Consider the following 14,326-nt stretch of genomic DNA (forward strand, 5'->3'; position numbering starts at 1 on the left):
ATGGTGAAGCCGGTGATCGCTCCCAAAGATCATGAGCCGGACGCCGCTGCCGACGCCGATGCGCTCGACGACACCATCGAGCCCGGCAAACGCCTGATCCGCCTGCCCGCCGACAAGGGGCTGTCGCTCGGCGACCGGATCGCCAACCAGATTACGCGGCTGACCTGGCGCACCCCGCTCCACGCCTTCCGCCTCAAGGGCCGCTTCCCGCTCAAGCTGCTCGGCGTGCCCGAGGATCCGGTGCCCGGCGACACCCGCGCGGGGACGGCGATCCGCGCCGGCCACTTCCTCCATCGCGGACTCAAGCTGCCGCTCCATGAACTCGATTTCGCCAATCTCGACGTCGTGCCGACCTTCGCCGATTATCTGCACAGCTTTGCGTGGCTGCGCGATCTCGCCGCCACCGGCACGCGGTCCGACGGCGTGCCGATTGCCGAGACGATGGTGCGGCAATGGCTGGGCGTGCATGGCGAAGCGGTCAGCGAGCCCGCGTGGCAGGCCGACAATACCGGCTGGCGCATCCTGTTCTGGGCCGCGCACGCGCCGCTGATCCTGTCGTCGAGCGACCTCATCTATCGCTCGGCGGTGCTCAATCATCTGGCGCGCGCGGCACGCCATCTCGACCGCGTCGCCGACAAGACGCGCCCCGGCATTGGCCAGATGGTGGCGTGGGTCGGCATCGTCGCCGCATCGCTACTGATGCCCGGCGGCGAGCCGCGGCAGGTGTTCGGCGAGGCGGGGCTCCGCAAGGTGCTCGAGACGAGCTTCTACGCCGACGGCGGCAATATCTCGCGCTCGCCGCAGGCGCAGCTCGATGCGATCATGGCGCTGTCGATGCTCGCCAAAATCTACGAGATGCGCCGCATGGAAGTGCCGCCTTTCGTGCAGGAGGTGCTGGCGCGCGCCGTCCCCGCGCTGCTCGGCCTGACCCACAGCGATGGCGGGATGGGGAGCTGGCAGGGCAGCGGCGCGACGTCGGCGAGCGACATCCAGGCGATCGTCCGGGCCAGCGGCGTCCGCACCCGCCCGCTCAAGCAGGCGCGCGACTGGGGCTATCAGCGGCTCGTCGCCAACAAGGTCGTGCTGCTCGCCGATGCGGCGCCGCCGCCGATCGCCCGCGTGACCGAGGCGGGCTGCGCCTCGACGCTCGCTTTCGAACTCAGCGACGGCGACGAACGCATCGTCGTCAATTGCGGCGGCGCGGCGCTCACCGGCGCGACGATCCCCGCCGATCTGGCGCGTGGGCTCCGCACTACGGCTGCGCATTCGACATTGATCCTCGCCGACAGCAATTCGACCGCGATTCTCGCCAATGGCTCGCTCGGCAAGGGGGTGACCGAGGTCGAGCTCGACCGCCGCGAAACGCCGCAGGGCAGCCGGCTGGAGATGAGCCATGACGGCTATGCGCGCCGCCACGGGCTGATCCATCGCCGCCTTCTGATCCTGTCGCCCAACGGCCGCGAACTGCGCGGCGAGGACATGCTGCTCCCCGCCCCGCGCACGCGGCGCAAGGGCGACAAGGGCTTTGCGCTGCGCTTCCACCTCGGCCCCAATCTGTCGGCCAGCCTGACCGCCGACCGGCTCGGCGCGCTGCTCCGCATCGCGGGCGGGCCGCTGTGGCAGTTCCGCACCTCCGAAGGCGCGCTCGAAATCGAGGAAAGCCTGTGGGTCGACGGCGAGGGCCGCCCGCACCCGGGCGAACAGCTCGTCGTCACCGGCATCGCGCCCGCGGGCGGCGCGAGCATCGGCTGGATCTTCAAGCATATCGGCTAGGGCAATCACGCCCTGGCCCAGCTTCCACGCCCTAGCCCAGCTTCGTCATCCCGGACTTGATCCGGGATCCACGGCAGCGCCGAAGTCATGGACCCCGGATCAAGTCCGGGGTGACGATGGCAGATGGATCGGCCTCTGGCCGCTCCCGACCAATCCTACTCCACCGGGAAGCCCCGCTTCCTCAGCAGCGCCGACACATCAGGGTCGCGGCCGCGGAACGCGCGATAGGCTTCGGCGCGGTCGGTTTCGTTGCCGGTCATCAACAGGATGGTGCGGAACTTGTCGGCGACCGTGCGGTCCCACGGGCCGCCCGCTTCGGTGAAGGCCGCCCAGGTGTCGGCATCCATCGTTTCGGACCAGAGATAGCTGTAATAGCCCGCCGAATAGGCGTCGCTGCTGAACAGGTGGCCGAACTGCGGCAGGCGGTGCCGCATGACGATTTCCTTCGGCATGCCCATTTCGGCGAGGGTTTCGCGTTCGAACGCATCGACATCGGCCGGCGGCGTCTTGCGGTCGTGCAGTTTCATGTCGACGATCGCGCTCGCCAGATATTCGACGGTATTGAACCCCTGATTGAACTTGTCGGAAGCAAGGATCTTGTCGACCAGCGCCTGCGGCATCGGCTCGCCCGTCTTGTAGTGCGTCGCATATTTCGACAGCACTTCGGGGGTCATCAGCCAGTTCTCGTTCACCTGGCTCGGATATTCGACGAAGTCGCGGGGCACGCCTGCCAATGCGGGATAGGTGACGTGCTGCAGCAGATAATGGATGCCGTGGCCGAATTCGTGGAACAGCGTCTGCGCGTCGTCGAGGCTGATCAGCGTCGGCTCGCCTTTTGCCGCTTCGGTGAAATTATTGTTGTTCGACGCCAGCACATTGCGCTCGCCGCCAAGCGTCTGCTGGCTGCGATAGGTCGTCATCCAGGCGCCCGAGCGCTTGCCGTCGCGCGCGAAATTGTCGAGGTAGAAGACGCCGACATTCTTGTTCGTCTTGAGGTTATAGACCTCGAAGGTGCGGACCTTGGGGTCGAAGACCGGGATCGTGCCGGTGTTTTCGCGGAAACCGAGATCATAGAGCTGCCCCGCCGACCAGAACATCGCGTCGCGCAGCTTGTCGAGCTGGAGATAGGGCTTCACCTCGCTTTCCTCGAGGTCGTATTTCGCCTTGCGGACCTTCTCCGAATAAAAGCGATAATCCCACGGTTCGATCGTGATTTTCGGGCCATTGCCGGCTTTGGCTTCGGCATCGGCGATCGCCTGCATATCGGCGACCTCTTCCTTCACGCGCGCAACCGCGGCAGGCCAGACCTTCATCATCAGGCCCATCGCCGCTTCGGGCGTCTTCGCCATCGTGTCGGCCATGCGGTAATGCGCGTGGGTCGGAAAGCCGAGCAGTTCGGCGCGCTGCTGGCGCAGTTTCAATATCTCGACGATCGTCGCATTGGTGTCGTTCGCGTCGCCATTGTCGCCGCGGCTGATAAACGCCTTGTAGACGCGCTCGCGAAGCGCGCGGTTCGTTGCGCCCTGCAGCACCGGCTGCGCCGACGACCGGGTGTTCTTGATTGCCCACTGGCCGGGCTTGCCCTGCGATTCCGCAGCCGATGCGAGCGAGGCGACGAAGCCGGGTTCGAGCCCCGCGAGTTCATTCTTGTCGGTGACGAAGGTGTAGAGCTTTTCGTCGCCGAGCAGCTTCGACGAGAAAGCGGAGAACAGGCCTTCCAGCTTCGAATTCATCTGGACGAGCTTCGCCTTGTCGGCCGCCGAAAGGTTGGCGCCATCGCGCACCATCTCGTCATAGCTGCGCTCGACGATGCGGATCTGCTGCGCGTTGAGCCCGCTCGAATTGCGCTTGTCATACACCGCCTTGTAGCGGGCGAAGAGCTTGGGATCGAGGAACAGCTCGGTGTAGAAAGTAGTGAGCTTGGGGCTCCATTCGGCGTCGATGTCCTCGACGCGGTCGTTCGACTTGTTCGACGTCTGCACGCCCCACAGCGCGAAGAGCCGTTCCATCGTATCGCCGGCGAGCATCATCGGCACATGGGTGTTTTCGAAGGTCGGTTCGGCAGGATTGTCGATCACCGCCTGCACGTCGGCCTTGGTTTCGGCCATCGCCTTCTGGAAGGCGTCGGGGAAGAGTTCGGGGTCCATCTTGTCCCACGGCGGCACCCCCTCGAACGGCCCGGTCCATTTGGCGAGCATCGGATTGTCGCCCGCGGGTGCAGTGGCGGCGGGAGCCGGGGCGGGTTGGGCGGCGGAGGCGGTCTGGATATCCATGATCGTATAACCCATGATCATCGCGGTGGATGCAAGCATCATCGACAGGCGGCGACGGACAGCGGGCGCGGGGCGCGACATATTGATCTCCCGGGGAAAGCGGTTTCGCGTGAAACCATGATGGGACGTGCCTTAACCCGATATGACAGCGGGGTGCAAGCCGGTCCTAAAAGCCGAAATCGGGCTGGGTCAGGCCGGGAACATCGACCCGGAAGCGGAAGACGCCGCCCGCATGCGGCTGCGCCCGCCGTTCGTCGTCGGTCAGATTCTTGCCGGCGCTGGTAACGAAAGCGGTCCGCATATCTGCGCCGCCGAAGGCGATCATCGTCGGGCGCTGGACGGGCAGATCGACCGTGTGGACGATCTCGCCCGCGGGTGACAGCCGAACGACGCGCCAGCCGTCCCACAGCGCCGACCAGTAGCAGCCCTCGGCATCGACCGCGGCGCCGTCGGGGCGGCCATTCCCATATTCGAACTGGTGGAAGATACGCCCTTCGCCCAATGTCCCGGTGGCCGGATCGACATCATAGGCGCGGACGGCGTGGGTCGGCGTGTCGGCGTGATAGAAAATGCGCCCGTCGGGGCTGAACGCCGCACCGTTGCTGGTGGTGAGGCCGCCGAATATTTCGATTAGCGATCCGTCGGGGTCGAGGCGATAGAGCGTCGCGGCCGGGTTCGCCTTGTCGTTCGTCAGGCTGCCGACCCACAGCCGCCCGGCAGCGTCGACGCAGCCGTCGTTGAAGCGCTGTTCGGGCCTGTCGGCGAGCACTGCCGGGCCGAACGGGCGCGGCGCGGCGCCCCAGGCGTCGATCAGCGCGCAGCCGTCCTCGAGCGCCGCGACCAGCCCGCCACCCGCGCGCGGCGCGATGCAGCCGACCTGCTGACCCAGCAGCATGACCTCGTCGGCGCCGGTGACAGGGTCGGTGCGATGGATTTTGCGGCCCTCGATATCGACCCAGTAGAGGCGCGCTTCGGCGGCATGCCAGCGCGGCGATTCGCCGAGCAGTGCGCCGGCGTCGAGGAGAAGATCGACCATGAAGCGGTGTTAGCGCGGCGCGCCGACGCTGCCCAGCGACTGCAATCCTATTCGTTATTCGTCCGGCCGCCCTCGTCACCCCGGACTTGATCCGGGGTCCATTCCCGCCGGCGCTGGATGAATGGATCCCGGATCAAGTCCGGGATGACGAAGGAAACTAGTGTGACCGCGAAAGAGTTTCTTGCCGTAGCGTCTTTATACTTGACGTGCACGTAAACGTAAGGTCTTTTGGCCGGGAAGATGCGGCCGACTCCCCGCTCGCGTTCGGCTGCTCCAAGGGAAAGGAAAATGATGTCGCTCGATAACCTCTCGCGCACCGCCTATGGCGAGGACCATGAAGCCTTCCGTTCGACGGTGCGCCAGTTCCTCGAAAAGGAAGTCGCTCCGAATCAGGCGAAGTGGGCCGACGACGGCATCGTTCCCAAGGATTTGTGGCCGAAGGCGGGCGAGCTCGGCATGCTGTGCCCGACGGTTCCCGAGGAATATGGCGGGCTCGGCCTCGATTTCGGCTATAATGCGATCGTCGACGAGGAAAGCGCCTATTATGGCCGCGTGACGACGGGCTTCTCGCTCCAGTCGGACATCGTCACCAGCTATATCGTCAAATATGGCAGCGAAGAGCAGAAGAAGCACTGGCTGCCCAAGATGGTGTCGGGCGAGGTGATCACCGCGATCGCCATGACCGAACCGGGTACCGGCAGCGACCTGCAGGGCATGCGCACGACTGCGAAGAAGGATGGCAATCACTATGTCATCAACGGGTCGAAAACCTACATCACCAACGGCCAGAACGCCGACCTGATCCTCGTCTGCGTCAAGACCGACACCGAGGTCCAGCCGGCGTGGAAGGGCGTTTCGATCGTCCTCGTCGAGGCCGACCGCGAAGGCTATAAGCGCGGCCGTAACCTCGACAAAATCGGGCAGGACGAGGCCGACACGTCGGAAATGTTCTTCGAGGACGTCCGCGTGCCGATCACCAATTGCCTCGGCGAAGAGGGGCAGGGCTTCATCTATCTGATGAGCGAGCTTCCCCAAGAAAGGCTTTCGATCGCGGTGTCGGCACAGGCCTCGGCGCAGCGCGCGTTCGACGACACGGTCGAATTCACCCGCGACCGCAAGGCATTCGGCAAGCCGGTTCTCGATTTCCAGAACACGCGCTTCGTTCTCGCGGACCTCAAGACCAAACTGCAGGTCGGCTGGGCGCATCTCGACTGGGCGCTGGCGCGGCACCTGAAAAAGGAACTGACCCCCGAAGAGGGCGCCGCGGCGAAGCTGTGGCACACCGACCTGCAGTGGGAGGTGATGGACAAGTGCCTGCAGCTCCACGGCGGTGCGGGTTACATGAACGAATATCCGATCGCCCGCGCCTGGCGCGCGGCGCGCGTGACGCGGATTTTCGGCGGCACCAACGAAATCATGAAGGAACTGATCGGGCGCAAGCTCTGATCGTTTGAAATCGCAGGAAAGGAATTCTCCCATGGCTCATGCATATATCGTCGACGCGGTCCGGACCGCCGGCGGCAAGCGTGGCGGTAAGCTCGCCGGCGTCCACCCGGTCGATCTCGGCGCCGCGGTGTTCGACGCGATCGCCGCCCGCAATGATTTCGACACGTCGAAGATCGACGACGTCATCACCGGCTGCGTGTCGCAGGGCGGGCAGCAGACGATGGACCTTGGCCGCAACGCCGTTCTCGCGTCGAACCTGCCCGACTCGATCCCGGCGGTCACGATCGATCGCCAGTGCGGCTCGTCGCAGCAGGCGATGATGTTCGCGGCGCAGGCGGTGATGTCGGGGACGCAGGACATCGTCCTCGCCAGCGGCATCGAAAGCATGACGCGCGTGCCGATGGGATCGGTGGCAACGCTGTTCATCAAGGAAGGCCTTGGCCATTATAAATCGGAGCGGCTCGAGGAAAAATATCCCGGCATCATGTTCAGCCAGTTCATGGGCGCCGAAATGATCGTCAAGAAGCACGGCTTCAGCAAGGACGACCTCGACGCCTATGCGCTGGAAAGCCACCGCCGCGCGAAGGCGGCGACCGAAGCGGGCCATTTCAAGCGCGAGATCGTCGGCGTCGACGTCGACACTCCCGAAGGCCGCCAGACCCATCTGGTCGACGAAGGCATCCGCTTCGACGCGACGCTGGAGGGCATCGCCGGCGTCAAGCTGCTCCAGGAAGGCGGCTCGATCACCGCTGCTTCGTCGAGCCAGATCTGCGACGGCGCTTCGGCAGCCTTGATCGTCTCCGAACAGGCGCTGAAAGATCACGGCCTGACGCCGCGCGCGCGCATCCACCATGTTTCGGTGACGGCGGGCGATCCGGTGATCATGCTCGAAGAACCGCTGTTCGCGACCGAAAAGGCGCTGAAGCGCGCGGGCATGAAAATCGAAGATATCGATGCCTATGAAGTCAACGAGGCCTTCGCGCCCGTGCCGCTCGCCTGGCTCAAATATCTTGGCGCCGATCATGCGCGGCTGAACGTCCACGGCGGTGCGATCGCGCTCGGCCACCCGCTCGGCGCCAGCGGTACCAAGCTGATGGCGACGCTGCTCGGCGTGCTCGATGCGACCGGTGGCAAATATGGCCTGCAGACGATGTGCGAAGGCGGCGGCCAGGCCAACGTCACGATCATCGAACGGCTGTAAACCAACAGAAAATCGGCGTCGCCCCCGCGAAAGCGGGGGCCGCTGGCAACCTAGCGCTACCTCGATAGCGGCCCCCGCCTTCGCGGGGGCGACGTTTTAAGGGAGAATGACATGAAACTCGATTCCACCGTATCCGCCGTCGTCACCGGCGGCGCCTCGGGCCTTGGCGCTGCGACGGCGCGCGCGCTCGCCGCCAAGGGCGTCAAGGTCGCGATCTTCGACCTGCAGGAAGAAAAGGGCAAGGCAATCGCCGCCGAGCTCGGCGGCGTTTTCTGCGAATGCAACGTCACCGACGACGCGTCGGTCGATGCCGCCTTTGCCAAGGCACGCGAGGCGCATGGTCAGGAGCGCATCCTCGTCAACTGCGCCGGCACCGGCAACGCGATCAAGACCGCGAGCCGCAGCAAGGAAGACGGCAGCATCAAGCATTTCCCGCTCGATGCGTTCAACTGGATCATCCAGATCAACCTCGTCGGCACCTTCCGCTGCATCGCCAAGTCGGCGGCGGGCATGCTGACGCTCGACCCGATGGCGGACGGCGAACGCGGCGCGATCGTCAATACCGCGTCGGTCGCGGCCGAGGATGGCCAGATCGGCCAGGCCGCCTATTCGGCGTCGAAGGGCGGCGTCGTCGGCATGACGCTCCCGATCGCGCGCGATCTCAATAACGAGAATATCCGGGTGAACACCATCCTGCCCGGCATCTTCGACACCCCGCTGCTCGCCGGCGCGCCACAGAATGTCCGCGATGCGCTTGGCGCCTCGGTGCTCAACCCGAAGCGGCTCGGCAACCCCGACGAATATGCCAATCTTGCGCTGTGCATGATCGAGAACGGTTATTTCAACGGCGAGGATGTCCGCCTCGACGGCGGCATCCGCATGGCGCCGCGCTGATATGCCCAAACCGGAAAGCTGGCGGCTCGACGCCGCCAGCTACCCCGTCCACCTCGACCTGCAGACGCGGTTCCAGGACATGGACGTCAACGGCCACCTCAACAATGTGGCCTTTGCGGCGCTGTTCGAAAGCGGCCGGGTGCTGCTCAACCGCGACGTGCGCCCGCTGAGCGAGCGCCCCGCGAACGAGCGGACGATGGTGGCGGCGGTCGAGATCAATTATCTCGCCGAGGGCAATTTTCCCGATCCGGTGCGGATCGCGACCGGGATCGGCCGGTTCGGCACGTCGAGCTGGACGATCGTGCAGGCGATGTTCCAGAACGGCCGCGCGATCGCGACCTGCGATACCGTTGTCGTGTGCCGTACCGACGGCGAAGCGAAACCGCTCCGTGCCGAGATGGTCGCCGAACTCGAAATGAAGCTGGCGAAACCAGTCTAGAGCTTTTTGTCGGCGTCGGGCACCGACCGGATCAGGTCGCGCGCGAAGCCGATCAGGCCGATCTGCCGCCGCCGCTTCAGCCGTTCGGCGCGCAGGATGGCGCGGACCTCGTCGAAGCAGCCGTCGACATTGTCGTTGATCAGCACATAGTCGTAGCCGTCCCAGTGGCTGATCTCGTTCGCGGCGCGTTCCATTCGCGCGGCGATCACCTCGTCGCTGTCGGTGTTGCGGCTGCGCAGGCGGCGCTCGAGCTCTTCCATCGTCGGCGGCAACACGAAGACGCGCACGACGTCGGGGCCGGCCTCCTGATAGAGCTGCTGCGCGCCCTGCCAGTCGATGTCGAACAGCACGTCCTTGCCCGCGGCGAGCAGGTCCTCGACCGGCGCGCGCGGCGTGCCGTAGCGATGGCCGAAGACATGCGCCCATTCGAGGAATTCGCCCTCGGCCGCCATCTTCTTGAAGGTTTCGGTGTCGACGAAATGATAATGGACGCCGTCGACCTCGCCCGGGCGCGGCGGGCGCGTGGTCGCGGAGATCGAGAGCGCGATGTCGCTGTCCGCGTCGAGCATCATGCGCGAGATGGTGGTCTTGCCCGCGCCCGAGGGCGAGGAGAGGACGAACAACACGCCGCGGCGGTTGAGATGGACGCTGTCAGCCATGCGCGCTATTCGCCTGACCAGCGGCAGCGGTCAAGCGGGAAGGACAGCGCGGATGGCGGGGATTTCACGAACGGGCTGGCTGGTCGCGGCGGCGCTCCTCGCGCTCTTCACCGCCATATTGTTCGCGATGGGACGCCCGCCGATCTGTCCGTGCGGCACCGTCAGCCTGTGGCACGGCGTCGTCCAGTCGAACCAGAACAGCCAACAGATTTCGGACTGGTACAGCTTCAGCCATGTCATCCACGGCTTCATCTTCTATGGCCTGTCGCGCTGGCTGATCCCGCGCCGGCCGCTCTGGGTCGCGCTGGCGCTGGCGATCGGGATCGAGGGCGCGTGGGAAATCCTCGAAAATTCCAGCATCATCATCGACCGCTATCGCGAGGTTACGATGGCTTACGGTTATGCGGGCGATTCGATCCTCAATTCGGTCAGCGACGCGCTGTTCATGATGCTCGGCTTCCTCGCCGCAAGCCGGATGCGCTGGTGGGCGACGCTGGGCCTCGCGATCATCTTCGAGCTGTTCACACTATGGACAATCCGCGACAATCTGACGCTGAATGTGCTGATGCTGGTCTCGCCGGTCGAGGCGATCAAGGAATGGCAGGCCGGCGGCTGAGCGTCAGTGGAGCGCTGCGCTGCGTCCGTTGGCATCAAGCGGGATCGCGGGGGGCAAGGCGTCGCCGATCGTCTCGCCATCGGTCGGCTCATTTGTGATCCCGGCATAGGGATCGACCACCCCGGCGTTGCCCAGCGCGGCGTCCATAGCATGCGCTTCCTCGGCTGCCTTGCGCGCCTCGGCGCGCTCGGCCCATTTCTTGGTGAGATAGCCCGCCGCAACCGTCGCCGCGAGCACCGCATAGCGCTGCGGGAACAGGCGCCGCGCCGCGAACAGCGTGCCCGCGCCGATCACCGCGCCGGCGATGCCATGATTGCCTTTCTGGCGGCCGATCGCGCTGCCGAGCACGCCGCCGATGATCCGACCCATCATCTCGTCTCTCCTTCGATATTATCAATCCGCAGGATCGGCACCGGTTCCCTGGTTTTCCGGCCCCAGCATTGTCCGCGGATCGACGACCCGGTCAAAGGTTTCGGCGTCGACATAGCCAAGGTCAAGCGCCGCTTCCTTCAGCGTGCTCCCCGTTTCATGCGCATGTTTGGCGATCTTCGCCGCCTTGTCGTACCCGATCTCGGGCGCGAGCGCGGTGACGAGCATCAGCGAGCGGTTCATGAGGTCGTCGATACGGGCGCGATTGGGTTCGATTCCGGCGACGCAATGTTCGGTGAAACCGGCCATGCCGATGGCGAGTAGCTCGATGGAGCGCAGCACGTTCGACCCGATCAGCGGTTTGAAGACATTGAGTTCGAGATGGCCCTGAAGGCCCCCGACGGTGACCGCCTGATGGTTGCCGATCACTTGCGCCGCGACCATCGTCAGCATTTCGCACTGGGTCGGGTTGACCTTGCCCGGCATGATCGAGCTGCCGGGCTCGTTCGCGGGCAGGTCGAGTTCGCCGAGCCCGGCGCGTGGTCCCGAACCGAGCAGGCGGATGTCGTTGGCGATCTTGGTCAGCGCAACCGCCAGTGTATTGAGCGCGCCCGAGAAGAAGACGAGCCCGTCGTTCGACGCCAGCGCCTCGAACTTGCTCTCCGCGGGTTCGAAGGCGATTCCCGTGCTGCGCGACAGTTCCGCCGCGATCGCGACGTCGAAGCCGGCGGGGGCGTTGAGCCCGGTGCCGACCGCGGTGCCGCCCTGCGCAAGCTTGCAGATATCGTCGGTCAGCGCGCCTTCGATCCGGGCGCGGCATGCGTTGAGCTGCGCGACATAGCCGGAGAACTCCTGCCCCAGCGTCAGCGGTGTCGCATCCTGCAAATGGGTGCGGCCGATCTTGACGATGTCGTTCCACGCTTCGGCCTTGGCGGCGAGGGCATCGGTCAGTTCGGCAAGCGCCGGGAGCAGCCGCGCCGTCGTCTCGACCGCCACCGCGATGTGCAGCGCGGTCGGAAAGCTGTCGTTCGACGACTGGCCCATATTGACATGATCGTTGGGATGAACCGGGGATTTGCCGCCGCGCGTTCCGGCAAGCTTTTCGTTGGCGATGCCGGCGATCACCTCGTTTGCGTTCATGTTCGACTGGGTGCCGCTTCCCGTCTGCCAGATGGTGAGCGGGAACTGGTCGTCATATCCGCCCGCGACCACCGCATCCGCCGCGGCGGCGATCGCTTCGGCGACCCCCGCGTCGAGGCCGTGCGCGCGATTGACCCGCGCCGCCGCGCCCTTGATCCGTGCGAGGGCATGCACGATCGGCAGCGGCATGCGCTCGTGCGCGGGAAAGGCGAAATTGTGGCGGCTGCGTTCGGTCTGCGCGCCCCAATAGGCATCGGCGGGAACCGCGATGTCGCCGATGCTGTCGCTCTCGGTTCGCGTCGTCATGTCAGCAGCATCCTCGTCACCAGCACCGCTCCGGCCCAGATCATCGCGACGATGCCGAGCAGTTGCCAATATCCGGTTTCGCCCACCCGGCGCCGCAACCACCCTGCGGCGAGCCAGGCAAGGACGAGCGCGGGCGTCAGGACGAGCAGGGTGAAGCGCAGCAGTCCGTCGGCAATCTGGCCGCGCGGGAAATTGCTCTGCGTCAGCGCATAACCCTCGACCCCCCACCAGAAGGCGGCGGTCAGGACGAGCATCCCCGCGAGGGCCCAATATTGCCAGAAACGGCTGGGGGGCCAAGCTGGGCCGCCCACGCGCTCAGCGCTTCTTGCCGAAATCCACCGTCACGACGTTCGATCCATCCTCGGTCGTAACCTCGGGCCGGTCGTTGTCGGCTTCGTCATGCGGTTCGGGTTCGGCCATATCGTCGTCGCTAACCTGGAACTGCAACCCGAAATCGACCGACGGATCGACGAACGCGGTGATCGACGCATAAGGAATGACGAGGATCGACGGCGTCTGGTTGAACGACAGGCCGACGCTGAAATGATCGTCGGCGACCTTCAGGTCCCAGAAACGGTTCTGCAGGACGATCGTCATCTCGTCGGGGAATTTGGCGATCAGATGCGCCGGAATATCGACGCCGGGCGCCTGCGTCTTGAAGGTGATATAGAAATGATGCTCGCCGGGAAGGCTGTCATGCCCCTCGATCTGGCTCAGCACGCGGCCGACCACGGCGCGCAGCGCATCCTGCACGATTTCGTCATAGGGAATCAGGCTGTCGCGGACGTCGTCACTCATGGCGAAGGGGGATGAACGGGCGGCGCGTGCCGGTCAAGGGGGGAGAGTCACCTTGCATGGCGAAAAGTCGCTGCTATGGGGCGTCTCATGCGTACCGCCACTGTCCAGCGCACGACCAAGGAAACCGATATCGCGATTTCCGTCAATCTCGACGGAACGGGCGAATATTCGGTGTCCACCGGCATCGGTTTCCTCGATCATATGGTCGAGCAATTGTCGCGCCACTCGCTGATCGATATCTCGATGCAGGTGAAGGGCGACCTTCACATCGACCAGCACCACACGGTCGAGGATTCGGCGCTCGCGCTCGGCGAGGCGGTGGCGAAGGCGCTCGGCGACAAGCGCGGTATCGCGCGCTACGGCGAGGCGCATTCGCCGATGGACGAAACGCTGACGCGCTGCGTGCTCGACATTTCGGGACGCCCGCACTGCGTCTATAAATCTTCCTTCTCGCAGCCCCGGCTCGGCGAGATGGATACCGAGATGTTCCCGCACTGGTTCCACAGCTTCGCGCAGACCGCGGGCATCACGCTGCACATCGAGATGCTCTACGGCGAGAACAACCATCACATCGCCGAAAGCATGTACAAGGCGCTCGCACGCGCGCTGCGCCAGGCGGTCGAGATCGACCCACGCAAGGGCGATGCGATTCCCAGCACGAAGGGCGTGCTATGAACGGCGTCATCCCAGCGAAAGCTGGGATCGCGCGCGGTTTTTCAGGACGCATGAGATCCCAGCTTTCGCTGGGATGACGAGAGTTTGATGGCTGAGACCATAGCCTTGATCGACTACGGCGCCGGCAATCTGCGGTCGGTTTATAATGCGCTGATTGCCGCCGGAGCAGATGGCGTCGATGTGACGTTCGATCCGGATGCGGTTCTTTTCGCCGATCGCATCGTACTGCCGGGCGTCGGCGCCTTCGGCGCTTGCGCTGCTGGATTGGCTTCGCTGGATGGTATGATCGATGCGCTTACCACGGCCGTAATCGAACGAGCGACACCCTTCCTCGGCATTTGCGTCGGCATGCAATTGCTCGCCGATGCGGGCGAGGAGCATGGACGGCACGATGGGCTCGGCTGGATCGGCGGCACGGTGCGCGCCTTCGACCCTGCGCCCGGCCTGCGCATCCCGCACATGGGCTGGAACGATGTTGTCCCGACCTTCGCGCACCCCGTGATCGCGGCGGGCGAGGCCTATTATCTCCACGGCTATCATTTCGCCGATGCCGCCGATGTCGCGGCGACGAGCAGTCATGGCGGCACCTTCACCGCGGCGGTCGCAAGAGACAATATCGTCGGCGTCCAGTTCCACCCCGAAAAAAGCCAGGCCTATGGCCTCGCGACGCTCGAAAGGTTTCTCCAGTGGCGCCCGTAGAT

The 14,326-nt window shown here is 65.0% G+C and carries 15 protein-coding genes; 8 read left to right on the forward strand and 7 right to left on the reverse strand.

Annotated elements, in window-relative coordinates; all coding sequences use genetic code 11:
• Positions 1 to 1,773 carry a heparinase II/III family protein gene (locus V6U71_RS00470; protein WP_411340487.1) on the forward strand — a complete coding sequence of 591 codons (1,773 nt, stop codon included), beginning with the start codon at positions 1 to 3 and terminating at the stop codon, positions 1,771 to 1,773.
• Positions 1,774 to 1,928: 155 nt separating this feature from the next.
• Here V6U71_RS00470 and V6U71_RS00475 read toward each other — a convergent pair whose 3' ends face one another.
• The gene (locus tag V6U71_RS00475; RefSeq protein ID WP_411340488.1) at positions 1,929 to 4,127 is read right to left on the reverse strand and encodes a M3 family metallopeptidase; all 2,199 of its coding nucleotides are present in this window, start codon (positions 4,125 to 4,127) and stop codon (positions 1,929 to 1,931) included.
• A gap of 85 nt (positions 4,128 to 4,212) precedes the next feature.
• Entirely contained in the window at positions 4,213 to 5,082 is an 870-nt protein-coding gene (locus V6U71_RS00480; RefSeq protein WP_411340489.1) for an SMP-30/gluconolactonase/LRE family protein, read from the reverse strand.
• Between the two features lie 291 nt (positions 5,083 to 5,373).
• Here V6U71_RS00480 and V6U71_RS00485 point away from each other — a divergent pair, with 291 nt between their 5' ends.
• From V6U71_RS00485 to V6U71_RS00500, 4 genes are all read left to right on the forward strand, one after another.
• Entirely contained in the window at positions 5,374 to 6,528 is a 1,155-nt protein-coding gene (locus V6U71_RS00485; RefSeq protein WP_411342288.1) for an acyl-CoA dehydrogenase family protein, read from the forward strand.
• 31 nt (positions 6,529 to 6,559) lie between these two features.
• The gene (locus V6U71_RS00490; RefSeq protein WP_054586424.1) at positions 6,560 to 7,729 is read left to right on the forward strand and encodes an acetyl-CoA C-acetyltransferase; all 1,170 of its coding nucleotides are present in this window, start codon (positions 6,560 to 6,562) and stop codon (positions 7,727 to 7,729) included.
• A 111-nt stretch (positions 7,730 to 7,840) separates the two neighbouring features.
• Positions 7,841 to 8,623 (forward strand): SDR family NAD(P)-dependent oxidoreductase, encoded by a 783-nt coding sequence (locus tag V6U71_RS00495; protein ID WP_411340490.1) that lies wholly within the window; start codon positions 7,841 to 7,843, stop codon positions 8,621 to 8,623.
• Between the two features lies 1 nt (position 8,624).
• A complete protein-coding gene (locus V6U71_RS00500) occupies positions 8,625 to 9,062 on the forward strand; it encodes an acyl-CoA thioesterase (RefSeq protein WP_411340491.1) in 438 nt (145 codons plus the stop codon).
• Here V6U71_RS00500 and gmk read toward each other — a convergent pair.
• Positions 9,059 to 9,721, reverse strand: coding sequence for a guanylate kinase (gene gmk / locus V6U71_RS00505; RefSeq protein ID WP_411340493.1), 663 nt, complete (start codon positions 9,719 to 9,721; stop codon positions 9,059 to 9,061). The genes V6U71_RS00500 and gmk overlap by 4 nt on opposite strands.
• A 52-nt stretch (positions 9,722 to 9,773) precedes the next feature.
• On the opposite strand from gmk, the gene V6U71_RS00510 reads away from it, so the two are divergent.
• Entirely contained in the window at positions 9,774 to 10,337 is a 564-nt protein-coding gene (locus V6U71_RS00510; RefSeq protein ID WP_411342289.1) for a DUF2585 domain-containing protein, read from the forward strand.
• A 3-nt stretch (positions 10,338 to 10,340) separates the two neighbouring features.
• On the opposite strand, the gene V6U71_RS00515 is transcribed toward V6U71_RS00510, so the two are convergent.
• The 4 genes from V6U71_RS00515 to V6U71_RS00530 are packed head-to-tail and all read right to left on the reverse strand — an operon-like array spanning position 10,341 to position 12,950.
• The gene (locus V6U71_RS00515) at positions 10,341 to 10,709 is read right to left on the reverse strand and encodes a hypothetical protein (protein WP_411340494.1); all 369 of its coding nucleotides are present in this window, start codon (positions 10,707 to 10,709) and stop codon (positions 10,341 to 10,343) included.
• A 21-nt stretch (positions 10,710 to 10,730) separates the two neighbouring features.
• Positions 10,731 to 12,152, reverse strand: a complete 1,422-nt coding sequence (fumC, locus tag V6U71_RS00520) for a class II fumarate hydratase (protein ID WP_411340495.1) — start codon at positions 12,150 to 12,152, stop codon at positions 10,731 to 10,733.
• Positions 12,149 to 12,463 carry a hypothetical protein gene (locus V6U71_RS00525; RefSeq protein WP_411340496.1) on the reverse strand — a complete coding sequence of 105 codons (315 nt, stop codon included), beginning with the start codon at positions 12,461 to 12,463 and terminating at the stop codon, positions 12,149 to 12,151. Before V6U71_RS00525 ends, fumC begins: the two co-directional genes overlap by 4 nt.
• 4 nt (positions 12,464 to 12,467) lie before the next feature.
• Positions 12,468 to 12,950, reverse strand: coding sequence for an SspB family protein (locus V6U71_RS00530; protein WP_054586432.1), 483 nt, complete (start codon positions 12,948 to 12,950; stop codon positions 12,468 to 12,470).
• Positions 12,951 to 13,037: 87 nt separating this feature from the next.
• Between V6U71_RS00530 and hisB the strand changes: the two genes are divergently transcribed.
• Both hisB and hisH read left to right on the forward strand, forming a co-directional pair.
• The gene (gene hisB / locus V6U71_RS00535) at positions 13,038 to 13,625 is read left to right on the forward strand and encodes an imidazoleglycerol-phosphate dehydratase HisB (protein WP_411340497.1); all 588 of its coding nucleotides are present in this window, start codon (positions 13,038 to 13,040) and stop codon (positions 13,623 to 13,625) included.
• 87 nt (positions 13,626 to 13,712) lie between these two features.
• Positions 13,713 to 14,324 carry an imidazole glycerol phosphate synthase subunit HisH gene (gene hisH, locus V6U71_RS00540; RefSeq protein ID WP_411340498.1) on the forward strand — a complete coding sequence of 204 codons (612 nt, stop codon included), beginning with the start codon at positions 13,713 to 13,715 and terminating at the stop codon, positions 14,322 to 14,324.
• The last annotated feature ends 2 nt before the right edge of the window (positions 14,325 to 14,326 follow it).

The sequence above is a fragment of the Sphingopyxis sp. J-6 genome, assembly GCF_046603995.1.
Classification (GTDB): Bacteria; Pseudomonadota; Alphaproteobacteria; order Sphingomonadales; family Sphingomonadaceae; genus Sphingopyxis.

Excerpts from the sequence above, each read along its gene's own strand:
- V6U71_RS00470 (WP_411340487.1), top strand. The coding sequence starts at position 1 with ATGGTGAAGCCGGTGATCGCTCCCAAAGATCATGAGCCGGACGCCGCT.
- V6U71_RS00475 (WP_411340488.1), bottom strand. The coding sequence starts at position 4,127 with ATGTCGCGCCCCGCGCCCGCTGTCCGTCGCCGCCTGTCGATGATGCTT.
- V6U71_RS00480 (WP_411340489.1), bottom strand. The coding sequence starts at position 5,082 with ATGGTCGATCTTCTCCTCGACGCCGGCGCACTGCTCGGCGAATCGCCG.
- V6U71_RS00485 (WP_411342288.1), top strand. The coding sequence starts at position 5,374 with ATGTCGCTCGATAACCTCTCGCGCACCGCCTATGGCGAGGACCATGAA.
- V6U71_RS00490 (WP_054586424.1), top strand. The coding sequence starts at position 6,560 with ATGGCTCATGCATATATCGTCGACGCGGTCCGGACCGCCGGCGGCAAG.
- V6U71_RS00495 (WP_411340490.1), top strand. The coding sequence starts at position 7,841 with ATGAAACTCGATTCCACCGTATCCGCCGTCGTCACCGGCGGCGCCTCG.
- V6U71_RS00500 (WP_411340491.1), top strand. The coding sequence starts at position 8,625 with ATGCCCAAACCGGAAAGCTGGCGGCTCGACGCCGCCAGCTACCCCGTC.
- gmk (WP_411340493.1), bottom strand. The coding sequence starts at position 9,721 with ATGGCTGACAGCGTCCATCTCAACCGCCGCGGCGTGTTGTTCGTCCTC.
- V6U71_RS00510 (WP_411342289.1), top strand. The coding sequence starts at position 9,774 with ATGGCGGGGATTTCACGAACGGGCTGGCTGGTCGCGGCGGCGCTCCTC.
- V6U71_RS00515 (WP_411340494.1), bottom strand. The coding sequence starts at position 10,709 with ATGATGGGTCGGATCATCGGCGGCGTGCTCGGCAGCGCGATCGGCCGC.
- fumC (WP_411340495.1), bottom strand. The coding sequence starts at position 12,152 with ATGACGACGCGAACCGAGAGCGACAGCATCGGCGACATCGCGGTTCCC.
- V6U71_RS00530 (WP_054586432.1), bottom strand. The coding sequence starts at position 12,950 with ATGAGTGACGACGTCCGCGACAGCCTGATTCCCTATGACGAAATCGTG.
- hisB (WP_411340497.1), top strand. The coding sequence starts at position 13,038 with ATGCGTACCGCCACTGTCCAGCGCACGACCAAGGAAACCGATATCGCG.
- hisH (WP_411340498.1), top strand. The coding sequence starts at position 13,713 with ATGGCTGAGACCATAGCCTTGATCGACTACGGCGCCGGCAATCTGCGG.